This window comes from Achromobacter sp. Marseille-Q4954, assembly GCF_943737025.1.
Classification (GTDB): Bacteria; Pseudomonadota; Gammaproteobacteria; order Burkholderiales; family Burkholderiaceae_B; genus Achromobacter; species Achromobacter bronchisepticus_A.
Map to the genome: position 1 here is coordinate 732,991 of NZ_CALSFQ010000001.1, position 22,167 is coordinate 755,157.

Genomic DNA, 22,167 nt, shown 5'->3' on the forward strand with positions numbered 1-22,167 from the left:
TCAAACTCCCAAATAGGCTTTCTGCACGAACGGATCCTCCAGCAGTTCGGACCCCTTGCCGCTGCGCACCACGACGCCATGCTCGAATGCGTGCGCCTGGTGAGCCAGGCGCAGCGCCAGGCGGGCGTTCTGCTCCACCAGAACGATGGCAATGCCGCTGTCCCGGTTGATGCGCTCGATGGCGCCGGCGATCTCCGCCACGATCTTGGGCGCGATGCCCAACGAGGGTTCATCCAACATCAACAGCCGCGGCTGCGCCATCAGCGCCCGCCCGATGGCGACCATCTGCTGCTCTCCGCCCGACAACGACCCCGCCAGTTGCGAACGCCGCTCCCGCACTCTGGGAAACAGAGCATAGATTTCGTCCAGCCGGCGACGTATTGCCGGGCGCGAACGCACCGCATGTGCACCCGCCATCAGGTTGTCCAACACGCTCATGCGCCCGAACAGGCGGCGTCCTTCGGGCGACAACGACAGGCCGGCGGCGACACGGGCGGCAGAGCCTTGCCGCGCCAGATCCCGGCCATCGAGGAGAATGCGGCCGCCAGCAACCGGCGCCAACCCGATGAGCGCCTTCAAGGTCGAACTTTTGCCCGCGCCGTTGGAACCGACCAGCGCCACGATCTGGCCTGTCTCCACCGCAAAGCTGACACCACGCACGGCCTCCAACTGGCCGTAGCGCACGCTCATATCCTGGACTTCAAGCATGGGCATAATCGGGCGCTCCCAGATAGGCTTCAATGACGGCGGGATTTTCGCGGATGGCCTGCGGCGCGCCTTCGGCGATCTTCTCGCCCTGGACCAGCACCACGATGCGGTGGCAGAGTTCCATGACCAGCGCCATATGGTGCTCCACCAGCAGCATGGTCAACCCCTCTTCCGACTGCAGGCGGCGCAACAGCCTTCCCAACTCGTTGCATTCCTCGTGATTCAGCCCGGCGGCTGGCTCATCCAGCAGCAGCATGCGCGGGCGGCAAGCCAGCGCCACGGCGATCCCCAACTTCTTCTGCAAGCCATAGGCCAGCGCCCCAGCCGGCGCATCGCGCCAGGCCTGCAGGTCCAGCAGGCTCAACAGCCGGTTGACCTCCTGTGCGATCTGCTTGTCGGTAAGCAGGTCGTGGCTGCGCCCTGCCAAGCGGCGCAACCATGATTGCCGCGCGCGCGCCAGCATGCCGCGGCGGATGTTCTCGGCCACCGAGACGTCGGGATAAGTCGAGGTGGACTGGAACGTGCGTGCCAGCCCTTGCACGACCACTCGGCTGGGTGGACCGCCAGCGATATCGCGGCCATCGAACCGCACGCTACCGGAGGTCGGCGGCATGGTGCCGCTGATGACGTTGAACGCCGTGGTCTTGCCCGCCCCATTAGGACCGATCAACCCGACGATCTCGCCCTGAGAGACGGAAAAGCTCAACTCCCTCAGGGCGGCCAGGCCGCCGAAACTGCGCGACAGGCCCTGCACTTGCAGCAGCGCTTGGTTCATTGGGACTCCTTGCGGCGACGCGCCTGCCAGGGCCCCGGCAAGCTGGCCAGGCCCGCGGGCAGAAAGCGCAGGATGAGGATCAACGCCGCGCCGTAGAAAATATGCTGCGTCTGCACCGCGCCACGAAACAGCTCAGGCAGCGGAGTCAACACCATGGCGCCGATCAGGCCTCCCCACACCGAACGTCGTCCGCCGATGACCAGCATGATGATGAAGCCGATGGAAATGCTGGCGTTGAAGGATTCCGGCGACACGTAGCCGACATAGCGCGCCAGCAACGAGCCTCCTGCCGCAGCCAGGGCGCAGCCGGCAATGAAAGCGCATAGCTGGATGCGGCGCACGCTCAGGCCGGTGGATTCGGCCAGTGCCGGGTTGTCGGCCACGGCGTCGATGGCATGTCCGAATGGCCGTCGCGCCAAGGCGCTCAGCAGTGCCACCGAGCCCAGCGCAGCGCACAGCGCCAATCCGTAGAAACGCGCGCGAGAGTCGAACACCAGGCCCGCCAACGCGGCAGGCTCGATCCCGGCGATGCCATTGGCACCGCCCGACCACGATGAACCGTCGAGCAGGATCAGGCGCAGCAGCTCGCCAAACGCGAAAGTGACCAGCACGAAATACACGCCTTTGAGCCGCAGGATCACCGCTCCGAGAGCCAGCGCAACCAACGCCGTCAAGGCGATTCCCGCCAACGCGGCGGGCAAAAAGCTCCAACCCAGGTAGCGTCCCGCCAGCACCGAACCATAGGCGCCTATGGCGACAAAAGCGGCATGTCCCAGCGACAGCTGGCCGCAACGCGAGATCAGCGCCAGACCGTTGACGATGAGCACGTTCAGGCAGGTCAGCACCGCCAGATGCTGAACAAAGGGCCCGGCGAACCAGGGCGCCGCCGCCACCGCGGCCAGCATGGCCCACAGCAGCCAACGCAACGGCGCGGGCCGCGGCAAGCCGGATTCAAGCGATAGTTCTGTCATGGCCTATGCCTCCCCGCGGCCTAGCAGCCCCTTGGGCCGCACCACCAGCATCACGATGACCACGGCGAAGATGAGCATGTCCGCCGTGCTGCTTTCAAACAGCAGGCTGCCGTAGCTCTCCGCCAGCCCCAGCGCCAGTCCGGCGACCGCCGCGCCCGGGATGCTGCCCAGCCCACCCAGGATCACCACGATGAACGCCTTGAGCAACGGTGTTGCGCCCACGAACGGCGACACCGAGAACAAGGGCGCCATCAACGCGCCCGCCACCGCCGCCAGCCCTACGCCCAAGCCGAAACCCAGGGGGTAATACATGCGCGAGCGTATGCCCTGGATCGCCGCGATTTCGAAATCCTCCACCACCGCGCGCAGCGCCCGTCCCGGCCGTGAATAACGCAGGAACCCATATAGCAGCGCCAGCGCCAACAAGGCGAAAGCGACGACGTAGACGCGCGACAGCGGCACGACCAGCTTGTCCAGGCGCACCGTGCCCCGCGCCACGGCCGGCATGGAAAGCGGATCCGGGCCGAAGAACATCAGCGCCAGGTTCTGCAGGATCATCGCCAGCCCGATGGTCGCGATCATGCCGTTGAGTTCATCGCGCCGAAACGGCTTCAGCACGCCCCATTCCAGCGCCGCGCCACCGGCCACCGCAAACACGAAGGTCAGCGCCACGGCCGGCAGGAACGAGAAGCCCGCCTGGGTCGTCAGGTAGTACGCGCCGAATGCCCCCAGCATGTAGAACTCGCCATGAGCGAAGTTCACCATCCGCATCACGCCGAACACCAGCGTGAAACCCACGGCCATCAACAGATACAGCAGCCCCACGATCAAGCCGTTGACCGTGGCCTGCGCCAGCAAAATGCTCCAATCCACGTCGCGCTCCCCCCGGGCCGCGCTAGCGGCACTCCGCCACGGTGCAGCGCGCGCGGATCACCTCGAGGCCGTCCTTGACCTCGGCTACGTAGAACGGCGCGTTGAGCTGGTGATCGATCCCGTACATGGCCCGCCCAGTCCAGCTCAGTTTTCCCAGCGCACCCTCGAAGCCATCGAGCTTTTCCAATTCGACACGGACGCGCTCGGTGTCTTCCACGCTGCCGGCGCGGCGCATGGCCTCGAACAGCATCTGCGTGCCATCGTAGAAAGCCGGGCTGAAGCCGTTCATCGGATGCTTGTACTTGGCCGCATAGCGGTCCGCGTAGGCCTTGGTGGCGGCCAGTTGCGGGTCGATCGGCGTATGCACCAGCATGCCTTCGGCCGCCTGTTTGCCCGCCACGTTCACGATTTCCTGCGTGGCCGGTCCGCCCGTGCGCACGATGCGCCCCTCGAAACCGAGTTCGCGCGCCTGCTTGACGATGAGACCCGCGGTGGCGGGCGAATTGCCGTCCAGCTCGATGGCGTCGATGCCGCGAGCCATCATGCGGGTCAGCAGCGGCACGAAATCCACTCGGTCGCGTTCGAAGAATTCCTTGGCGGACAGCGCCGCGCCCGCCTTCTTGTAGGCGGCCTCCAGATCGAGGGCGATCTGCTGCCCGGTTTCATCATTCGGAAACAAGGCCCCCACCTTGCGCAGCCCCTGCGACTTGACCAGCCAGTCTATCTGCGGCTGCGAAACCTCGGCGGTGGTGACGTTGGGACGGAAGGTATAGGGCTTGTCCGCGGCCAACGCCTTGGCGGTAAAGCCCAGCGTCAGCAGAATGACCTTGTTCTTCTCCGTAATCGGCTGGATGGCAAGCACGGGCGCCGAACCGACGGGCCCGACGATGTAGCGGACCTTGTCCTCGAATACCAAGCGATTGGCGACGGTCACGGCCTCGTTGGCCTGGTACTTGTCATCGTAGGCGACAACCTGCACCCGATACTTCTTGCCACCGACGTCCAGGCCGCCGGCCTCATTGACCTGGTCCGCCGCGACCTCGGCGGCGTTCTTCATGCCTTGCCCCCACGCGGCCCCGGCGCCGGACAGCGTAACCAGCGCGCCCAGTTTCAGGGTCTCCTGGGCCTGTGCCGCGGACGCGGTCCCCAAGGCAACGAGGCCAGCCAGAATGATCGGATAACGCATGATGTCTCCTGTGAGTACGCGGGCAGTGCCTGCCCGTCTGTTGCGCCCGCTCTACAGGCGGGCGATGGCGTCAAGCACCGGCAGCACGTAGCGACGGAACTGCCGCGGGTTTTCGCTCATCGGGAAATGTCCCAATTCGCGCATCACGGCGACCTGCGCGCCGGGTATGCCAGCGGCCGTGCGCAAGGTGTCTTCGGGCGTGCAGGAGAAGTCGTATTCCCCCGTCAGCAGATAGAGCGGACACAGATCGGCGCGGATGCCTTCGAGCTTTCCCCGCAGGTCCGCGTCGACGCGATAGAAGTACAGGTCCCCGCGGAATACGCCTGGCCCGCCTTGCATGTATTGCCAGAGCGTTTCGTGCCGATGCACGGCCGGCGATTGCGGCGCAACCAGACCGGACACCAGAGCGGCGCATACCTCGCCGCCATGCACGTCGCCGCGGTGCAGCCAGGCGGTGTCGTACCACGGCTCCTGAAAGTCCGCGGCTTCAACGCCGATCAGCGCGCGAAAGCGCTCGGCATGTTGGTGGGCAAGCTGCAGCACGATGCGACCGCCTATCGAGCAGCCAATCAGGGCGGGCCGCGGCAGCGCCAGCGCGTCGCAAAAGGCGAGTATGGTTGCCACGTAGAGTTCAGTGGAAAGCCGGTATTCCTCGTCCTGCCAACCTTCGGGGGGATAGGACTTGCCATGCCATGGCAGGTCGAACGCGATGACCCGGTAACGCGAGGTGATGTCGGGATCGCACATCATGTGACGGTATTGCCGGCTGTCCGCGCCCGCCGTATGCAAGCAGACCAGCGGTATGCCCTCGCCCGCCTCTTCGAAGTAGACACGGTTGCTCCTGCCGGCGATGTTCAACGACACATAACGGCCGACGATGGGTTCCAGAGCGGCGCTCATGCTTGCGTCTCCCGGCCCGTGGCCAGCAGGTCCTTGATGAATTGCAGATGCGCCATCAGCGGCTGGAGGTTGCCTTCGATGGTCAGCTCGCGCCGCTTGCTGAGCGCGAAGAGGTCATGCCAGCCTGCCGGCGGCACCGGCTGCCAGAAGCGCGACCAGGCATCCGCGGACGCGCTCAAGGAAAAATCGCAGGACGGCATGGGTGTGGCGGGCGCGGCGGCCGCTACCACCCGCCCGCCGCGCACGCCCACCAGCACGGGGCTGGCCCCGAAGCGCAGCAGCAGATTCATATCGACCTGGCGCTGACGCGAAAACGACAGCGCGCGAGCACTGAAGCGCTGCGCCAGCCGCGCGCCATCGGCAGGTTTGGCAACTGGTTCCATTGTCTCTCCGCTTTCTTTTTTGTTCTTATAGACAGAACATTTGTTCTTTCTGTAAGAACATTCTATATATTGAAAAGTCCCGGTGTCAACATGGCGAGAATCCGGAGAAATGCCTATCTGACCGTCAGCGTCCGGCAATCAGCGGCCAGCCTCAGCGGGCATCCGGTCAGTCCCTGCAAGACCTCGAAATCCAGGCCCGCCACCATCGCCCTCACCGACAGCCCGGCAGGCGAAACGTCGATGATCGCCAGATCGGAATAGATGCGATCCACCACCCCTGTGCCCGTCAGCGGATAGGAGCATTCGCGGACTATCTTGGGCTGGCCGTCCTTGGTGACGTGTTCCATGGTGATGTAGACCTGCCGGGCGCCCGCCACCAGGTCCATCGCGCCGCCCACGGCGGGTATCGTGCCCGGCGCGCCCGTGTCCCAGTTGGCCAGATCGCCCCGCTCCGACACCTGAAATGCCCCCAGCACCGTCAAATCCAGATGGCCGCCACGCATCATGGCGAACGACACCACGTGATCGGTGATGGACGCTCCCGGCAGCAGGGTGACAGGCTCTTTGCTGGCGTTGATCAGATCCAGGTCCAGCGGCGCCTCGGCGTCGCCCGGCCCCATGCCCACAATGCCGTTCTCGGTATGCAGGATCACGTCGCGGCCGGGCGGTAGAAACGCCGACACCAGCGTGGGGATGCCGATGCCCAGATTGACGTAGGCGCCATCCTCGATATCGGCCGCGACCAGCCGCGCGATCTGCTGCCGCGTGAGTTTTTCAAATGCCATGGCCAGCTCCTGTCCGCACCACCCGCTTGACGAAGATGCCCGGCGTCATGACGTGCTCGGGCGCAATGCCGCCCAGGTCCACGATGTCGTCGACCTGCGCCACCGTGGTGGCGGCGGCCATGCACATGACCGGGGAAAAATTGCGGCCCGCGTAGCGGTACATCAGGTTGCCCCAACGGTCCGCGACGCGGGCCTTGACGAAGGCATAGTCCCCCTTCAAAGGCGCTTCCAGCACATAGCCCACGCCATCTATGACGCGCGTCTCCTTGCCGGCCGCCAGCGGCGTGCCGTAGGCGGTGGGCGTGAAAAACGGTCCCAGCCCGGCGCCCGCGGCGCGCATGCGCTCGGCCATGGTGCCCTGGGGCACGCACTCCAGCTCGATTCTCCCGGCGCGGTAGGCGTCCGCGAAAGCCGCCGCATTCGGGTTCTTGCGGTCGGAGGAACGCGCGAAGGAACAGATCATCTTGCGCACGCGTCCCGCTTCCACCAGCTGGCTCAGGCCCCTAGGGCCATTGCCGGCGTTGTTGTTGACAATGGTGAGTTCACGCGCGCCCTGGTCCAGCAGCGCGCACACCAGCTCCGTCGGCACGCCCGAGGCGCCGAAGCCGCCGATCAGGATCACCGCGCCATCCGGCACGCCCGCCACCGCGGCCTCCAGCGTATTGACTGTCTTGTCCAGCATGGGCTCTTTCTCCCTGCCTATGATGAAGGCGGCCCGCTCAACGCGTGGCCGGGCCGCCAAGAATGGCGGTCGATTGGCTGGACAACGTGCCGCCGTTGCCATGCACCAGCGCGATATCGGCCCCGGGAACCTGGCGCTCTCCCGCCTGGGCGCGCAGCTGGCGCACGGCTTCGATCACCAGGAAGATGCCGTACATGCCAGGATGCACGCAGGACAGTCCGCCGCCATTGGTATTGACGGGCAGCCGCCCGCCAGGGGCAATGCCGCCTCCCTGCACGAAGGCACCGGCCTCGCCTTTCTTGCAAAAGCCCAGGTCCTCCAGGAACAGCAGCGTATTGATGGTGAAGGCATCATAGAGTTCGGCCACGTCCACGTCGGCGATGCCCAGGCCCGCCATGGCCAACGCCCGCTTGCCCGATTCCGCCGCAGCGGTGACGGTCAGGTCCTCCATGGACGAGATCTGCCGGTTCCAGACAGCCGTGGCGCTGCCCAGCACGTAGACGGGCGCCTGCTTCAAATGGCGGGCGCGATCGGCGCGCACCATCACATACGCGCCGCCGCCGTCGCTTACCAGGCAACAGTCGCGCACCGTCAAGGGGTCCGAGACCGGACGCGACCGCAACACGTCCTCGATCGACAGCGGTTCGCGCATCGCGGCTTCGGGATTCAGCCTGGCCCAGGCCCTGGCGGCGACGGCCACCTCGGCCAGTTGTTCCCGCGTGGTGCCGTACTGATACATATGGCGGGCGGCTGCCAAGGCGTAGGACGTGACCGGCTGCATTGGCGAATATGGATGCTCGAAAGGCTGCGGATCGAGCAAGGCCCGCGCCTTGACGCCCTCCTTGCGGCCGAAGACGGCGGTCTTCTGGGTACTGCCGTAGCACACCAGCACTGCGTCGCACTGCCCCGAAGCCAGCGCCATCACGGATGGCAGCAAGTGCGACACAAAGCTGGAACCGCCCAACATTGAGGCTTCGATATAGCGCGGCCGCAGCCCCAGGTACTCCGCCACGGGCATGCTCCACATGGTGGCCGACGAACTGCATGTCGCCAGGCCGTCGATATCCCGCATCGACAGGCCCGCATCGGCCACCGCCCGCGTCGCCGCCTGCGCCAGTACCTCCATCTCGGTATACCCATGGGCTTCGCCCAGGCCCGCATGCCCCACCCCGGCTATCGCGACCTGGCCACGCAACGACTCCAGCGTCATCATGCGTCCTCCGCGGGCGTGAACACCAGCATCGCCACCTGGCCGTCGTCGCGCCGCACCCGCGCACGTACCGGCAAGCCGATGCGCAGGCGATCCAGCGCGATATCGTCGACCCGGCTCATCAAGCGCACGCCTTCCTCCAGGTCGATCAGCGCCACGTTGTAGTCGCCGCCGGCCTCCGGCTTGCGGCGCACGACGCTGTAGGAATAGACCGTGCCCGTGCCGGCCGGCGAGGTCCACTCCAGCTCGGTGGCGCCGCAATGCATGCACAGGACTCGGGGGAAAAACTGGTGCGCGCCGCAAGATGCGCAGCGCTGGATCAGGAACCGGCCTTGCGCCAGGCTGGAAAAATACTGTTCTTGCGGGCCGCGAGCCGCGGCGCCGTCGTTCTCTTCGGTGACCATGCTTGTCTCCATTCTTCTTTGTTCGCGGCGCTGCGCCGCTGTCGTCACAAATCCGCGAAGGACCGCCCCTCGGCCGCCAACCGCTCCAGCAAGGGAGCCGGCCGCCACTGTTCGCCGTGCTGTTCGTGGAAGCGCCGGACCGCGGCCAGCACGGCGGGCAGCCCCTGCTGATCCGCGTAGAACAAGGGACCGCCCCGGTGCGCCGGGAATCCATAGCCATGGACGTAGATCACATCGATGTCCGACGCTCTTGCGGCGATGCCTTCGTCCAGGATGTGCGCCGCCTCGTTGACGAGCGCGTATACCGTGCGCTGCACGATCTCGTCATCCGAGATCTCCCGCCGGCTGATGCCGTCCTGCCGCGCGCAAGCCTCGATAAGCGCATGCACGGCAGGATCCTCCAGTGGCTCCCGACTGCCGGGTTCATAGCGGTAAAACCCGCTACCCGTCTTCTGGCCAAAACGCCCTTGTTCGCACAGGCGGTCGGCCACGCGCGAGTAACGCAGATGCGCGGGCCGCGTGGGCGCCATGCGCTTGCGGAAGGCCCAGCTGATATCCAGTCCGGCCATGTCCGCCATGCGCAAAGGCCCCATCGCCAGGCCGAAGCGCTGCAAGGCGCCGTCCACCTGCGACGGCGACGCGCCCTCCTCCAGCAGGAAATGCGCTTCCCGCGTGTAGGGGCTGACCATCCGGTTGCCGACGAAGCCGTCGCAGACGCCTACCAGCACGGGCAGCTTGCCCATCTTGCGCGCCAGCCGGGACACCGTCGCAACCACCGCGCCATCGGTCGCGCGCCCTTTCACTACCTCCAGCAACCGCATGACATGGGCGGGGCTGAAGAAATGAGTTCCCAGCACCTGCGCGGGGCGGCTGGTGTATCCGGCGATCTCGTCGATATCCAGCCGCGACGTGTTCGACGCGAGTATGGCGCCGGGCTTGCAGATCCGATCCAGCGCGGAAAATATCTGGCGCTTGACGTCCATGTCCTCGAACGCCGCCTCGATCACCAGGTCGACGTCGCACAGCGCCGCCATGTCCAGGCTGCGACTTATGCGCGCCAGGCGTCCGGCCTCCTGCGCAGCCGACAGTTTTCCCTTGACCACGGTCGCCGCGTAGTGATTCCTGATGGCCGACCACCCGCGATCCAAGGCCTGCTCATCGCGTTCGACCAGCACCACATCCAGGCCGGCATTGGCCAGGCTCATGGCTATGCCGCCGCCCATGGTGCCGGCGCCCACCACGCCCACCCTGGCGATGCCGCCGCCAGCCTGCCAATCCGCGGGCAGCTTGAGCGCCGCCCGTTCCGCGAAGAACAGGTGGCGCTGCGCCTTGGACTGGCTGCCGTTGACCAGTTCCAGGAAGCGCTCGCGCTCGAAGGCCAGCCCGTCCGGCAGCGCCGACCCGGCCGCATATTCCACGCAGGCCACGCAAGCCAGCGGCGCCACGCAGCCGCGGTAGCGGCGGGCAGCCTGCGCACGCGCGCGGTCGTAGACTGCCGTGTCCGGCGGCGCCTGCACCCGGCGCGCGCCAACGTTGCGATCCGCCAGTGGCGCGTCGGCGACCGCCAGCGCATAGGCGGCCGCGCGCGGCAGCAGCGCGTCGCCGTAGACCTCGTCGACCAGCCCCCATTCCCTTGCCGTGGCCGCATCGACCGGATCGCCCTGCGCGATCATGGTCAACGCCCGCTCGACGCCAACGATTCTCGGAAGCCTTTGCGTGCCCCCCGCCCCGGGCAGCACTCCCAGCTTCACTTCAGGCAGGCCCAGCGACGTCCCTTCCAGGGCCACGCGGTAGTGGCAGCCCAGCGCCAGTTCCAACCCGCCCCCCAGGGCCGCGCCGTGTATTGCCGCCACGACAGGCTTGGTCGCGCCCTCCAGCAACGCAATGACCGAGCGCAGCGTCGGTTCGCGCGTGGACATGGGAGTATTGAATTCGCGGATCTCGGCGCCGCAGCAGAAGAAGTCGCCATCTCCCGCCAACACCAGCGCGCGCACGCTGGCATCCGCCAGCGCGGCTTCGATCGCTGCATGCAATCGCGTCCGCAGCTCCGCGCCCAGGCTATTGACCGGTGGATTGCGCAGCAGTAATACCGCCACGCGCCCCGATTCCATCCGCTCGGTATGGATCAACATGGCCATCTCATTCCAGTTCCACGACGATCTGGCCTTCGTCCACTTCGTCGCCTTCCGCCACGAGCACGCGAACGACCGTACCCGCGCGCTCGGCCTCGACTGGGATCTCCATCTTCATCGATTCCACCTTGGCGACGCTGTCGCCAGCCTCCACGCGCTGGCCCGGTCGGACGGTTACGGCGACCACTCGGCCGACTACGGGGGTTTCCACTTTGAACATCGTCATCTCCTTGATTTATGCGGCGTGCGCGGTCGCGCGCGATTCTTCGAGCATGCGTGCCACCATCCCGGTGGAGACGCGGCCCGCACGGAACTCAGGGTCGTCCAGCAGACGCAGGACGAACGGAATGTTGGTCTTGACGCCCGCCACACGGAACTGAGCCAAGGCGGCCTTCAACAGGTCCAGCGCCTGTCTGCGGGTCTGCGCGCTGGCGATCACTTTCGCCAGCATGGGGTCGTAGTGACTGGAAACGCGGCATCCCGTCGCGTAGCCTGTCTCGATGCGCACCCCCGCCATCGCGGGCGGAGCAAACTCCTGAAGCACGCCCGGCGAAGGCAGGAAGCGCACCGGATCCTCTGCATAGACCCGCGCCTCGATGGCGTGGCCGCTCAAGGGCGGAACCAGCGGCAACACATCGGCCATGCGCTCGCCGGCAGCCAGCCGCAGCTGCGCGGCGACGATATCCACGCCCGTCACCGACTCGGTCACCGCGTGCTCCACCTGCAGGCGGGTATTGATCTCCAGGAACGAGAAGCCGGTTTCGGGCGTGTACAGCATTTCGACCGTGCCGATCACGTCGTAGCCCATGCCGGATAACATGGCCTCCAACCGTGCGGCCATGTCTTGCAGCGCGGCGCGCTCCAGGCCTGGAGCAGGCGCCTCTTCGAGCACCTTCTGATGGCGGCGCTGGGTCGAGCAATCGCGTTCGTACAGGCAGCGCAGTTGTCCATGGCGGTCGGCCAGGAACTGGAACTCGACGTGACGCGGATCGCGCAGCAGCTTCTCCAGGTACAGCTCCGAACCGCCGAAGCTGCGCTCGGCGATCAGCCGCGCCCGGCCCCATTCGGTGTCCACATCCTGCGGGCAGGCCAGGGGAATCATGCCGATACCGCCCCCGCCCGTTGCAGGTTTGATCAGCACCGGATAGCCCAGGGTTTCGGCGGCCTGCCGCACGGCCTCCAGATCGCATCCCAGCACGGCGCTGCTGGGCGCCATGGGCATGCCCAGCGCCCGCATCGCGTCGCGCGCCTGGGTCTTGTGCCCCAGCATGCGAATCCAGCGTGGGGACGGACCGACAAAGACCATGCCCGCCTGCTCCACCGCTTCGGCAAAGTCCGCGTTCTCGGAAAGAAAGCCATAGCCGGGATGCAAGGCATCGGCGCCGCACTCTCGCGCCACCCGCAAAAGAGTGTCACGGTTCAGGTAGCTCTGCGACGCCGGCGCCGGGCCGATGGGGAGCGCGACATCGGCCTCGCTCAGGTAAGGCAAATCCCGGTCCGCCTCGGAGTAGACCGCCACGGATTCGATGCCGAGCGTGCGCAGCGCCCGGATGACGCGGCGGGCAACAGCCCCCCGGTTGGCAACAAGCACTCGCTTCATCAGAGGCTCCATGTGGCGAATCAAGGCCGGTAGCCGAAGGCGCGCGGGCCGGCTTCGCGCAAGGGCGCCACCAACTCCACGAACTCCTCCAGCACGTTGCGCGTGGCGGCCGGGTCGATGATGTCCTCCACCACGAAAGCCTCGGCGCTGCGGAACGGCGAGGTCAGGCCGCGTACCCGCGCCTCGATCTCCCGCATCTTGGCCTCGGGGTCCGCCGCGGCCTCGATCTCGGCCTTGTAGGCGACCTCCAATCCACCTTCGACCGGCAACGACCCCCATTGCGCGGACGGCCAGGCATAGCGGAAATTGAATCTTCCCGCGCTCTGGTGACCGCCAGCCGCCACGCCGAACGCCTTGCGCACGATGATCGAACACCATGGCACGGTGGACTGCGCCACCGCGCTCAGCGCGCGCACGCCATAGCGCATGGCGCCGGCCTTCTCCGCGTTCAGGCCGATCTGGAAGCCCGGCACATCCACCAGATTGACGACCGGCAGATGAAAGGTCTCGGCCAGGTCCAGCAGCCGGGTGAATTTCTCGGCGGAAGGACCGTCCCAGCCTCCGCCATAGTGGTAGGGATCGCTGGCGAAGACCGCCACCGGCCAACCGTCGATGCGAGCCAGGCCCGTGATCATCGCGCGCCCCCAGCGGCGGCCAATCTCCATGAACGAGCCTTCGTCCACCAGCGCGTCCACAATGGGCCGCATCTTGTACACGGCACGCGCGTCGGCGGGAATGACGCCGCGCAGCCAGTCCTGCCCGCCGCCTGGACGTCTTCCGCCCTCGGCGCGCGGCGACAGTTCGTGCACGGATCGGGGCAAGTAGGACAGGAAGCGCCGTGCCATCGCAAAAGCGGCTTCTTCCGAGTCGGCCTCGTCATCCACCACGCCATTGCGGGTGTGGATGTCGCTGCCGCCCAGTTCATTCTTGTCCAGCGTCTGACCGATACGGGCCACCACGGGAGGCCCCGCGATGAACAACTGCGAGGTCTCGCGCACCATGACGGAATAGTGGCTTGCCGCCACACGCGCGGCGCCCAGGCCGGCCACCGAGCCCAGCGCCAGCGACACGACTGGAACTGTGGCCAGGTTCTGCGTCATCAGCGGCCACATACGCAACTTGGGCAATAAAGTGTGGCCCTTGATCTCGATGTTGCGCACCGAGCCGCCACCGCCGGTGCCATCCACCAGCCGCAGTAGCGGCAGGCGCAGATCCTGGGCCATGCGCTCGGCCTCCATCAGCTTGTCGCCGACCGCGCCGTCATTGGCGCCGCCGCGCACGGTGAAATCGTCGGCGCACACCACGACCGGCCGCCCTTGCACCTTGGCGCGGCCGATCACGAGATTCGACGGCGTCAGGTCCGTCAGCTGGCCTTGATCGTCGTATTCCCCGCTGCCGGCCAGCGCACCGACCTCGCGAAACGATTCCGCATCGACCATCTTCTGGATGCGCTCACGCACCGGCAGCTTGCCGCCCTCCCGATGCCGGCGCACTTTCGCCTCGCCGCCCATGCGCGCCGCCAACTCCTTGCGCAGCGCCAATTCCCGCAGTTCTTTTTCCCAGGACACCGTATGCTCCCTTCTGCCTGTTGCCGAACCGGCCCATTGCCGCCGGCTCAATCGATCTTGATGTTGGCGCGCTTGATGAGCGCTTCGTTCTGCTTGAGTTCATCGGCGATCTTCTGCCGGAAAGCCTGCGGCGATTGCGTCAAGGGATTGCCCTGAGGCGCCAGACGTGCGCGCACGGCGGGATCCTTGACCGCCAGGGCAATCTCCTTGTTCAGCCGTTCGACCACTTCGGGCGGGGTGCCGGCTGGGGAAAAAATGCCGACCCAGAAGGAAATGTCGAAGCCCGGATAGCCCAGCTCCGCCACTGCCGGCACCTCAGGCAAGTCATGCCAGCGCTGCGCCGTGGACACGGCAAGCGCCTTCAGCTTGCCCGCCTTGATCAGCGGCACGCCCGACAAGGTGTCGAAGCCGAAATCCACCTCCTTGGACATCAACCCCGCCTCCATCGGCGCCGCGCCCCGGTACGGGACATGCAGCATCTGCGTATCGGACATGGTCGCCAGCTGGGCGCCTGCCAGGTGCATCAGGTTGCCGTTGCCGGCCGAACCGTAGCTGACGGTATTGGGATTGCGGCGCGCCAGGTCCACCAGCGATTTGACGTCGACCACGCCGGCCACACGCGGATTCTCCGCATTGATCGTCAGGATGAAAGGCACCGAAACCACGGTGGTCACCGGCGCGAAATCCTTGAGCGGGTCGTACTGCATATCCTTGTAGAGCAAGGGATTGACCGTGATCGAACTGGAGTTGCTGACCAGGATGGTGTAGCCGTCAGGCTTGGCCTGCGCCACGGCACGGGCGGCGATCATGCCGTTGGCGCCGGTCTTGTTCTCCACCACGAACGTTTGTCCCATGCGGGCGGAAAGCGCCTCGCCCATGATGCGCGCCACCGTGTCGATGGTGCTGCCAGGGCTGAAGCCCACCACGAATTTCACCGGCGCGTTGGGATAGCCGGTGGCGCTTGCCCATTGGGGACCGAATGCAAGCAAAGCAAACGAACCTGCCGCGAGCCATTTCGAAACTTGCATGATGTGTCTCCTCCGTTGTTGTCGGATTCCGCGCCGCGCGCTACATGGACGCGCGGCTGCGGACCTCTTCGCCGTTATTGCGCGGCGACGGCGCCGGAAGCCTTGACGGCCTGGCCCCACTTCTCCTGCTCTTGCGCCATGAAGGCCGCGAAGGCCTGCGGCGTGCTGTTGACCACTTCTCCACCCAAGCCTTCGATGCGCGCCTGCATCTCGGGTGTCGCCACGATCTTCGATACGTCCTGATAGATGCGTTGCGCTTGCGGCGCGGGCAGCGACGCCGGCGCAAGCAGGCCGAACCAGGTGGCGGCCTCGAAGCCCGGCATGCCCGCCTCGGCAAAGGTCGGCACGTCGCGCAGCGCCTGCACCCGCTTGCCGTTGGCCACCGCCAGCGCGCGCAGCTTGCCGGATTCGATCAGCGGCAGGGCCGAGGTGATGGTGGCCAGCATCATCTGGACCTGGCCGCCGGCCAGGTCGGTGAAGGCCGGCGCGTCGCCGCGGTACGGCACATGCGTGATGGAGGAGTGCGTGGCGATCTTGAACAGCTCGCCGCTCAGATGCTGGGCCGTGCCGTTGCCGGGAGAGGCGAAGTTGACCGAAGCGCCATCCCGCTTGAGATAGGCCAGAAATTCCTGCAGATTCTTGGCGGGGATGGACGGATTGACCACCAGCACCAGCGGCACCTTGGTCACCAGCGTGATCGGCGCAAAGTCCTTGACCGGGTCGTAGTTGAGCTTGGCGTAGAGATGGCCGCTGATCGTGTGCGCCGATGTGGTCATGAACAGCGTGTAGCCGTCGCCCTGCGCACGCGCCACCGCGCTGGCGCCGATCGTCGTGCCCGCGCCTGCGCGATTCTCGACGATGACGGTCTGCCCCCAGGACTGCGTGAGTTTTTCCGCCACCGCGCGCGCCACCACATCGGTGGCGCCGCCGGCCGGATAGGGCACGACCATGGTCACGGGTTTGGTCGGATAGGACGCGGCTTGTGCCGTGCCCGCAAACAGCGCCGCGGCACAAGCCAGGGCGCGCAGCCAATTGCATTGCATTGTGATGTCTCCTCTTGTCCTTCGATTGACGTGCGGTATATTTTTATCGTTCCTCTAGACAGAACGTTTATTCTATTTTATATTTTTTCGGCCAGAGCATGTCAACGAATAAATGCTCGTCCGACGCCACGGCCCCATTCGCGGCGTGCCATCAAGAGAGGAACAGAACTTCATGTCCGATACCCCGGAAACCCTGAAATCCATGCTGATCGGCGGGGAGTGGGCTACGCAAAGCGACCATGCTTTCGAGTCCATCAACCCCGCCACCGGCGCACGCAACTACTTCATCAGCGCCGCATCCGACGCGCAGGTCGACCAGGCTGTGGATGCGGCCTGGCAAGCCCAGCGGCGCGCGGCTTGGCGCGACATGCTGCCTCACCAGCGCGCGGCGATCCTGCGACGCATTGCCGACGGCATGGACGCCAACGCACCCTTGCTGGCGCGCCTGCAGATGATCGAGAACGGCAAGGTCTGGGCGGAATGCAAGGCCCAGGTCGCCAGCGCCGCGGCCACCTTCCGCTACTACGCGGGCGTCTGCGAAACGCTGGGAGCCGAAGTCACGCCGCCGCGCGGCAACTATCTGTCGATGACGCAATACGATCCGTATGGCGTGGTGGTGGCGATCACGCCCTGGAATTCACCGCTTACGATGGAAGCGCAAAAGATCGCGCCTGCCCTGGCCGCCGGCAACGCCGTCATCCTCAAGCCGTCCGAGGTCACCTCGTCGCCGGCGCTGGAACTGGGCCGCATCGCGCTGGAGGCCGGCCTGCCGCCGGGCATCCTCAACGTACTGACGGGCCTGGGTTCGACCGTGGGCCGCCGCCTGGTCGAACACCCCGGCGTGCGCATGGTGTCGTTCACCGGCGGCACCGCCAGCGGCCGCGCCATCGCCCATGCCGCCGCCGAGAAGCTGATGCCGGTAGCGTTGGAACTCGGCGGCAAATCGCCGCACATCGTGTTCGCGGACGCGGATCAGGACGCGGCGATAGACGGCGTCATCGGCGGCATCTTCGAAGGCAGCGGGCAGTCTTGCGTGGCGGGCTCGCGGCTCTACGTCCAGCGCAGCATCGCCGAGTCCTTCATCGCGAAGCTGGTCGCCCGCGCCAGCGCGCTCAAGGTTGACCTGCCCGACGCGGAAGGCGCGCAGATGGGACCGATCGCATCGTTCGGCCATCGCGGCAGGATCGAGGCCATGGTGGACTCTGCCCGCCGCGCAGGCGCCCAGGTGCTGCTGGGCGGACAACGCCCCGACGACGCCGGGCTGCAGACGGGCGCGTTTTATCTTCCTACCGTGCTGGCGGGATTGGCGCGTGACGCGCATGTGGTGCGCGAGGAGATCTTCGGGCCGGTGCTATGCGCGCTGACGTTCGAGGACGAAGACGACCTGGTCGATCAGGCCAACGACAGCGCCTACGGCCTGGCCTCCGGCATCTGGACCGCGGACTACCGCCGCGCCTGGCGCATCGCCAAGCGCCTGGAGGCGGGCAGCGTGTGGATCAACACCTACAAGCAGCTTTCGATTTCGACCCCGTTCGGCGGCTTCAAGCAAAGCGGCATCGGCCGTGAAAAAGGCGTGAGCGGCCTACGGCTGTACCAGCAATCCAAGGGCATCTACTTCGGCATGTAGCCACAGCCGCCCCTTTCCCTCATCGAACCGGGCCGCGCCAGCGGCCCCCCCTGCTTCTTCTATCGGAGACTTTCCAAATGGCTGAATTTCAACGTGCCGGCTTCATTGGCCTGGGCGTCATGGGCGAACCCATCTGCCGCAACCTGGCCGTCAAATGCGGACTGCCGGTGCTGGGCTGCGACAACGATCCTGCCCCCCTGCGCCGCCTGGCCTCCCATGGCGTGACCGAGGCGACCGCCGCGCAGATCATGCACGATTGCGACGTGGTGTTTCTGTCGCTGCCGTCCGGCGAAGTCGTGGCGCAGTTGGCGCGTGCCGCAGGCGGACTGCTGGCCGGCGCGCGCGCGGGCCAGTTCATCGTCGATCTGAGCACGTCGCCGGTCGATGTAACGCGCGAACTGGCGGCGGAGTTCGCGGCCAACGGCGCGACCTTCATTGACGCCCCCGTCGCCCGCACGCGCGCGGCAGCGGAAGCCGGCACGCTCTCGGTCATGATCGGCGGCGACGCCGCAGCCTTCGCCCGAGTCAAGCCGCTGGTCTCGACCTTCGCCAACGAAATCACGCACTGCGGTCCGGTCGGCAGCGGCCAGGTCGTGAAGATCCTGAACAACATGGTGCTGTTCGAGACCGTGGTGGCCCTGTCCGAAGCCCGCGCCATCGCGCGCCGTTCGGGCGTCGATCCACGGGTCCTGCTGGAGACTTTCACGCGTGGATCGGCCGATAGCTTCGCGTTGCGCAACCACGGCTTAAAGGCTATTCTGCCCGCAGACTTTCCCGAAAAAGCCTTCCCCGTGGACTATGCCCGCAAGGATTTGCGCTATGCGCTGGCGCTGGCCGATCAAACCGGCATACGGGCGCTAGGCGCGCGCAACGTGGACCATTGGTTCGACACCGCGCTCGCCCAGGGACACGGCAACCGCTATTTTCCGATCATCAGCCAGGTCATCGATGCGGAGTCGGGAACCACCTCCTAATCACTCCCCTGCCATCCAATGAGTCGTACCCCTACTCAGGACAATTCCACCGACGGCGTCGCCGCCGTCGAACGCGCCCTGACCATCGTCGGGGCCATCGCGCAACGCACCGATCCGATCACGCTTGCCGACCTTTCCCGGGCCACGGGCTTCTACAAGAGCACGCTCTTGCGGCTCATTGCCTCGCTTGAGAAAGCAGCCTTGGTCGTGCGCCGCGCCGATGGCCGCTATGCCCTGGGTCCGTACGCGCATCATCTCGGCCGCGCCTATGAGGCCACCTACCGCCTGACCGAGACCATCCTGCCGCTGCTGCAAGCGCTGGTGGACAAAGGCACCGAGAGCGCCTCGTTCCACGCCTACCACGATGCGCAATCCCGCGTCTGCCTGTTGCGGGTGGATTCGCATCACTCCACGCTAGACCGCATACGTGTGGGAGACCTGCTGCCGCTGAACAAAGGCGCGGCGGGCCGGCTGATCACGGCCTACCTGGTCGACCAGCAGGCGCCCGCGCAGGCCGGCCTCGTGCTGACGTCCATGGGCGAACGCGACCCCAATTGCGCGGCCGTGGCCAGTCCGGTGTTCGGCCCCGATGGCGACATCTGCGGAGCCATATCGCTGTCCGGTCCGAAGGAGCGCTTCTCACCCGCGGCCATCAAGAAAATGTCCAAATTGGCGCAAGAAGCCGCGGCATCCGCCACGCAATCCCTGGGCGGGCGCTGGCCGACCGGCAGATAGCCGCCTGCATGCATCCCGGCCTTCCGGGACAAAAGGACTAGCGATGCGCAACAGACGCAATTTTCTGCGCGCTAGCGCGACACTCGCCGGCGCGGCCAGCGCCCTGGCGCTGCTGCCCGCCTCCATCCGCCGCGCGCTCGCGATCCCCGCGGCGCGGCGCACGGGCACGATCCGCGACGTCGAGCACATCGTCATCTTCATGCAGGAAAACCGTGCGTTCGATCACTACTTCGGCGCGCTGGCCGGCGTGCGCGGGTTTGGCGACCGCTTCCCCATCCCCGTGCCGGACAGCCCCGCTGCGCGCCATCGCACCGTCTGGGCGCAATACAACGACAAACCCGATGAAGGCGCGCCGCGCACGGTGCTGCCCTTCCATCTGGATACGCGCGAGGCCTTCGAGACCCTGCGCGTGGCCAGCACGCCGCACACCTGGTCCAACGCCCAGGACGCCTGGGACGCCGGCCGCATGGGCAACTGGCCGGCCGCCAAGAAGAACCATTCGATGGCGTACTTCACGGACGAGGACATGCCGTTCCAGTACGCCATGGCGCGCGCCTTCACGGTCTGCGACGCCTATCACTGCTCGTTCACCGGCGGCACCAACACCAACCGGCTGTTCGTCTGGACCGGCACCAACGACGGCCTGGGCCAAGGCAACGGTCCGGCGCTGGGCAATACCTACAACAAGCTCAAGGGTGGCGATCCGGCGCGCGCCTACACCTGGACGACCTATCCCGAACGCCTGGAGGCGGCCGGCGTCAGCTGGCGCATCTACCAGAACATGGCGGACAACTACTCCTTGAATCCCACCGCCGGGTTCAAGGCCTATCGCGACGCCTATCACGGCGTGCCGGGATCGGCCGCCGCGTTGAAGGACAAGGCGCTGACCACGCGCGACCTGGATCTGCTGCGCCAGGACGTACTGGACGGCACGCTGCCGCAGGTCTCGTGGATCTGCGCCACCAAGGCCGGCTCGGAGCATCCCAGCCCGTCCAGCCCGGCGCAAGGCGCCGACTACACGGCCCGGGTGCTGGATGCGTTGACGGCCAACCCCGAGGTCTGGAGCAAGACCGTCCTGCTGCTGATGTTCGACGAAAACGATGGTTTCTTCGATCACATGCCGCCGCCCGCGCCACCTTCGCGCGAGGCCTCGGGCGCGCTGGCCGGGGCGTCGACCGTGGACACGCGCGGCGAGTATCACGAGATCGTCGCCGGCGCGGAGAAAGACGACACGCCGGCGCATCTGCACGGCGTCTACGGCCTGGGTCCGCGCGTGCCCATGTATGTGCTGTCGCCCTGGACCAAGGGCGGCTGGGTCAATTCTCAGGTGTTCGACCACACGTCCGTGCTGCGCTTCGTCGAGCAGCGCTTCGGCGTGGCCGAGCCCAATATCTCGCCGTGGCGGCGCGCGGTCTGCGGCGACCTGACCTCGATCTTCGACTTCGCCGCGCCGGACGGTGCGGACCTGCTCAGCGGCTTTCCGGCCACCGCCGAACGCGCCGGGCAGGCTTCGGCGCTGCCCGGCACGGTCACGCCCCCTGCGCCACTGCAGCCCGGACTGGCGCGGCAGCAGGCCGGCATGCGCCCCTCGCGCGCCCTGCCCTATGCGCTGCAGGTCCACGCGCGCGCGGACGCTGAAAGCGTCACGCTGCGCTTCGAGAACAGCGGCGCGGCGGGCGCCGTGCTGCACGTCTACGACCGGCTGCATCTGGAACGCGGCCCGCGCCGCTACACCGTGGAAGCCGGCAAGCATCTGGAGGACGCGTGGCAGACCGCCGCTGACGACGGCCGCTACGATCTCTGGGTACTGGGCCCCAACGGTTTCCATCGCCATTGCACCGGCCGCGCCGGCCTGCCCTCGCTGGAAGTATCGGCCGCCTATCAGGGACCCGGCGCATCGCTGCAACTGACGCTGCGCAACCCTACCCCGCAGGCGCGCACGTTCCGGGTCGAAGCCAACGCCTATGGCTACCCCCAGGAAGGCGGCGCCACGCTCGCTCCCGGCGCGACGGTCAGCCTGTCCTGGGACATGGCCCGCAGCGCCGGCTGGTATGACCTGACCGTGCGCGACAGCGGCGACCCGGCCTACACACGCCGCCTGGCCGGCCGCATCGAAACTGGCGCGCCCTCCACTTCCGACCCCGCGATGGGGCAGGAGCTGATACTGCAATGGACACCCCTGGCATGAAACCACCCGCCCCCTATGAAGACGCCGTGACCTTCCAGTTCGGCGACTCGCCCGAGCTGGCCGATGAGCTGCTCGCCCTGGTGCTGGCCGGCACGAAGACCGCCACCTGCGGCGCGTTGCGCGACTTCAATGAACAGGAACCCGTGCCCGAGGCCGGCCGGCGCGACGTGGTACTGGACGGCTCGGGCCGCCCGGCTTGCGTCATCGAGACCATCAGCGTGCTGATCCAGCGCTTCGACCAGGTGGACGAAGCGTTCGCGCTGGCCGAAGGCGAAGGGCCGTACGAGACCTGGCGCGAGGGGCACATCGCCTACTTCGACCGCAACGGCGGCTATGCGCCGGACATGATGCTGGCGTGCGAACGCTTCCGGGTGGTCGAGGTCTTCGAACGATAA

Annotated in this window: 22 protein-coding genes; 5 read left to right on the forward strand and 17 right to left on the reverse strand. The window is 66.6% G+C overall.

Going from position 1 to position 22,167, the window contains the following annotated elements:
- The 17 genes from NGK62_RS03360 to NGK62_RS03440 all read right to left on the reverse strand — a co-directional run bounded on the left by NGK62_RS03360 (position 1) and on the right by NGK62_RS03440 (position 16,248).
- Entirely contained in the window at positions 1–714 is a 714-nt protein-coding gene (locus NGK62_RS03360; RefSeq protein ID WP_059374842.1) for an ABC transporter ATP-binding protein, read from the reverse strand.
- Positions 701–1,483: an ABC transporter ATP-binding protein gene (locus NGK62_RS03365; protein WP_251877415.1), complete on the reverse strand. Its 783-nt coding sequence runs from the start codon at positions 1,481–1,483 to the stop codon at positions 701–703. The genes NGK62_RS03360 and NGK62_RS03365 overlap by 14 nt, the downstream gene beginning before the upstream one ends.
- Positions 1,480–2,454 (reverse strand): branched-chain amino acid ABC transporter permease, encoded by a 975-nt coding sequence (locus tag NGK62_RS03370; RefSeq protein ID WP_059374846.1) that lies wholly within the window; start codon positions 2,452–2,454, stop codon positions 1,480–1,482. The genes NGK62_RS03365 and NGK62_RS03370 overlap by 4 nt, the downstream gene beginning before the upstream one ends.
- 3 nt (positions 2,455–2,457) lie before the next feature.
- Positions 2,458–3,327 carry a branched-chain amino acid ABC transporter permease gene (locus NGK62_RS03375; RefSeq protein ID WP_059374849.1) on the reverse strand — a complete coding sequence of 290 codons (870 nt, stop codon included), beginning with the start codon at positions 3,325–3,327 and terminating at the stop codon, positions 2,458–2,460.
- A gap of 22 nt (positions 3,328–3,349) precedes the next feature.
- Positions 3,350–4,513 carry an ABC transporter substrate-binding protein gene (locus NGK62_RS03380; protein ID WP_251877417.1) on the reverse strand — a complete coding sequence of 388 codons (1,164 nt, stop codon included), beginning with the start codon at positions 4,511–4,513 and terminating at the stop codon, positions 3,350–3,352.
- A gap of 51 nt (positions 4,514–4,564) precedes the next feature.
- Complete coding sequence (locus tag NGK62_RS03385; protein WP_251877419.1) at positions 4,565–5,413, reverse strand: alpha/beta fold hydrolase; 849 nt, start codon at positions 5,411–5,413, stop codon at positions 4,565–4,567.
- The gene (locus tag NGK62_RS03390; protein WP_059374855.1) at positions 5,410–5,796 is read right to left on the reverse strand and encodes a hypothetical protein; all 387 of its coding nucleotides are present in this window, start codon (positions 5,794–5,796) and stop codon (positions 5,410–5,412) included. Before NGK62_RS03390 ends, NGK62_RS03385 begins: the two co-directional genes overlap by 4 nt.
- Positions 5,797–5,909: 113 nt before the next feature.
- Positions 5,910–6,581 (reverse strand): 3-oxoacid CoA-transferase subunit B, encoded by a 672-nt coding sequence (locus NGK62_RS03395; RefSeq protein ID WP_251877421.1) that lies wholly within the window; start codon positions 6,579–6,581, stop codon positions 5,910–5,912.
- Complete coding sequence (locus tag NGK62_RS03400; protein ID WP_059374858.1) at positions 6,571–7,263, reverse strand: 3-oxoacid CoA-transferase subunit A; 693 nt, start codon at positions 7,261–7,263, stop codon at positions 6,571–6,573. Before NGK62_RS03400 ends, NGK62_RS03395 begins: the two co-directional genes overlap by 11 nt.
- Before the next feature lie 37 nt (positions 7,264–7,300).
- Positions 7,301–8,473: a thiolase family protein gene (locus NGK62_RS03405; protein WP_059375343.1), complete on the reverse strand. Its 1,173-nt coding sequence runs from the start codon at positions 8,471–8,473 to the stop codon at positions 7,301–7,303.
- Positions 8,473–8,877, reverse strand: a complete 405-nt coding sequence (locus NGK62_RS03410) for a Zn-ribbon domain-containing OB-fold protein (RefSeq protein WP_251877423.1) — start codon at positions 8,875–8,877, stop codon at positions 8,473–8,475. Before NGK62_RS03410 ends, NGK62_RS03405 begins: the two co-directional genes overlap by 1 nt.
- A 44-nt stretch (positions 8,878–8,921) precedes the next feature.
- Complete coding sequence (locus tag NGK62_RS03415; protein ID WP_251877425.1) at positions 8,922–11,009, reverse strand: 3-hydroxyacyl-CoA dehydrogenase NAD-binding domain-containing protein; 2,088 nt, start codon at positions 11,007–11,009, stop codon at positions 8,922–8,924.
- A gap of 7 nt (positions 11,010–11,016) precedes the next feature.
- Entirely contained in the window at positions 11,017–11,229 is a 213-nt protein-coding gene (locus tag NGK62_RS03420; protein WP_059374865.1) for an acyl-CoA carboxylase biotin carboxyl carrier protein subunit, read from the reverse strand.
- Positions 11,230–11,244: 15 nt separating this feature from the next.
- The gene (locus tag NGK62_RS03425) at positions 11,245–12,609 is read right to left on the reverse strand and encodes an acetyl-CoA carboxylase biotin carboxylase subunit (RefSeq protein ID WP_251877427.1); all 1,365 of its coding nucleotides are present in this window, start codon (positions 12,607–12,609) and stop codon (positions 11,245–11,247) included.
- Between the two features lie 20 nt (positions 12,610–12,629).
- Positions 12,630–14,177, reverse strand: coding sequence for an acyl-CoA carboxylase subunit beta (locus NGK62_RS03430; protein ID WP_251877429.1), 1,548 nt, complete (start codon positions 14,175–14,177; stop codon positions 12,630–12,632).
- A gap of 47 nt (positions 14,178–14,224) precedes the next feature.
- The gene (locus tag NGK62_RS03435) at positions 14,225–15,205 is read right to left on the reverse strand and encodes a Bug family tripartite tricarboxylate transporter substrate binding protein (RefSeq protein ID WP_059374871.1); all 981 of its coding nucleotides are present in this window, start codon (positions 15,203–15,205) and stop codon (positions 14,225–14,227) included.
- Positions 15,206–15,279: 74 nt separating this feature from the next.
- Positions 15,280–16,248, reverse strand: a complete 969-nt coding sequence (locus NGK62_RS03440; RefSeq protein WP_251877431.1) for a tripartite tricarboxylate transporter substrate binding protein — start codon at positions 16,246–16,248, stop codon at positions 15,280–15,282.
- Positions 16,249–16,420: 172 nt separating this feature from the next.
- Between NGK62_RS03440 and NGK62_RS03445 the strand changes: the two genes are divergently transcribed.
- The 5 genes from NGK62_RS03445 (at position 16,421) to NGK62_RS03465 (ending at position 22,167) form a co-directional block, all read left to right on the forward strand.
- On the forward strand, positions 16,421–17,875 hold the full coding sequence (locus NGK62_RS03445) for an aldehyde dehydrogenase (protein WP_059374882.1): 1,455 nt from the start codon (positions 16,421–16,423) through the stop codon (positions 17,873–17,875).
- Positions 17,876–17,952: 77 nt separating this feature from the next.
- A complete protein-coding gene (locus NGK62_RS03450; protein WP_251877433.1) occupies positions 17,953–18,849 on the forward strand; it encodes an NAD(P)-dependent oxidoreductase in 897 nt (298 codons plus the stop codon).
- Positions 18,850–18,867: 18 nt separating this feature from the next.
- The gene (locus tag NGK62_RS03455) at positions 18,868–19,584 is read left to right on the forward strand and encodes an IclR family transcriptional regulator (protein ID WP_059374886.1); all 717 of its coding nucleotides are present in this window, start codon (positions 18,868–18,870) and stop codon (positions 19,582–19,584) included.
- A 43-nt stretch (positions 19,585–19,627) separates the two neighbouring features.
- The gene (locus tag NGK62_RS03460; protein WP_251877435.1) at positions 19,628–21,772 is read left to right on the forward strand and encodes a phosphocholine-specific phospholipase C; all 2,145 of its coding nucleotides are present in this window, start codon (positions 19,628–19,630) and stop codon (positions 21,770–21,772) included.
- Positions 21,769–22,167, forward strand: coding sequence for an ASCH domain-containing protein (locus NGK62_RS03465; protein WP_059374890.1), 399 nt, complete (start codon positions 21,769–21,771; stop codon positions 22,165–22,167). Before NGK62_RS03460 ends, NGK62_RS03465 begins: the two co-directional genes overlap by 4 nt.

What these genes read in the sequence shown, in the direction of transcription:
- NGK62_RS03460 (WP_251877435.1), top strand. Translation starts at nt 19,628, where the DNA reads ATGCGCAACAGACGCAATTTTCTGCGCGCTAGCGCGACACTCGCCGGC.
- NGK62_RS03440 (WP_251877431.1), bottom strand. Translation starts at nt 16,248, where the DNA reads ATGCAATGCAATTGGCTGCGCGCCCTGGCTTGTGCCGCGGCGCTGTTT.
- NGK62_RS03420 (WP_059374865.1), bottom strand. Translation starts at nt 11,229, where the DNA reads ATGTTCAAAGTGGAAACCCCCGTAGTCGGCCGAGTGGTCGCCGTAACC.
- NGK62_RS03415 (WP_251877425.1), bottom strand. Translation starts at nt 11,009, where the DNA reads ATGTTGATCCATACCGAGCGGATGGAATCGGGGCGCGTGGCGGTATTA.
- NGK62_RS03360 (WP_059374842.1), bottom strand. Translation starts at nt 714, where the DNA reads ATGCCCATGCTTGAAGTCCAGGATATGAGCGTGCGCTACGGCCAGTTG.
- NGK62_RS03425 (WP_251877427.1), bottom strand. Translation starts at nt 12,609, where the DNA reads ATGAAGCGAGTGCTTGTTGCCAACCGGGGGGCTGTTGCCCGCCGCGTC.
- NGK62_RS03450 (WP_251877433.1), top strand. Translation starts at nt 17,953, where the DNA reads ATGGCTGAATTTCAACGTGCCGGCTTCATTGGCCTGGGCGTCATGGGC.
- NGK62_RS03445 (WP_059374882.1), top strand. Translation starts at nt 16,421, where the DNA reads ATGTCCGATACCCCGGAAACCCTGAAATCCATGCTGATCGGCGGGGAG.
- NGK62_RS03410 (WP_251877423.1), bottom strand. Translation starts at nt 8,877, where the DNA reads ATGGTCACCGAAGAGAACGACGGCGCCGCGGCTCGCGGCCCGCAAGAA.
- NGK62_RS03365 (WP_251877415.1), bottom strand. Translation starts at nt 1,483, where the DNA reads ATGAACCAAGCGCTGCTGCAAGTGCAGGGCCTGTCGCGCAGTTTCGGC.
- NGK62_RS03385 (WP_251877419.1), bottom strand. Translation starts at nt 5,413, where the DNA reads ATGAGCGCCGCTCTGGAACCCATCGTCGGCCGTTATGTGTCGTTGAAC.
- NGK62_RS03435 (WP_059374871.1), bottom strand. Translation starts at nt 15,205, where the DNA reads ATGCAAGTTTCGAAATGGCTCGCGGCAGGTTCGTTTGCTTTGCTTGCA.
- NGK62_RS03395 (WP_251877421.1), bottom strand. Translation starts at nt 6,581, where the DNA reads ATGGCATTTGAAAAACTCACGCGGCAGCAGATCGCGCGGCTGGTCGCG.
- NGK62_RS03380 (WP_251877417.1), bottom strand. Translation starts at nt 4,513, where the DNA reads ATGCGTTATCCGATCATTCTGGCTGGCCTCGTTGCCTTGGGGACCGCG.
- NGK62_RS03405 (WP_059375343.1), bottom strand. Translation starts at nt 8,473, where the DNA reads ATGACGCTGGAGTCGTTGCGTGGCCAGGTCGCGATAGCCGGGGTGGGG.
- NGK62_RS03465 (WP_059374890.1), top strand. Translation starts at nt 21,769, where the DNA reads ATGAAACCACCCGCCCCCTATGAAGACGCCGTGACCTTCCAGTTCGGC.
- NGK62_RS03390 (WP_059374855.1), bottom strand. Translation starts at nt 5,796, where the DNA reads ATGGAACCAGTTGCCAAACCTGCCGATGGCGCGCGGCTGGCGCAGCGC.
- NGK62_RS03370 (WP_059374846.1), bottom strand. Translation starts at nt 2,454, where the DNA reads ATGACAGAACTATCGCTTGAATCCGGCTTGCCGCGGCCCGCGCCGTTG.
- NGK62_RS03400 (WP_059374858.1), bottom strand. Translation starts at nt 7,263, where the DNA reads ATGCTGGACAAGACAGTCAATACGCTGGAGGCCGCGGTGGCGGGCGTG.
- NGK62_RS03455 (WP_059374886.1), top strand. Translation starts at nt 18,868, where the DNA reads ATGAGTCGTACCCCTACTCAGGACAATTCCACCGACGGCGTCGCCGCC.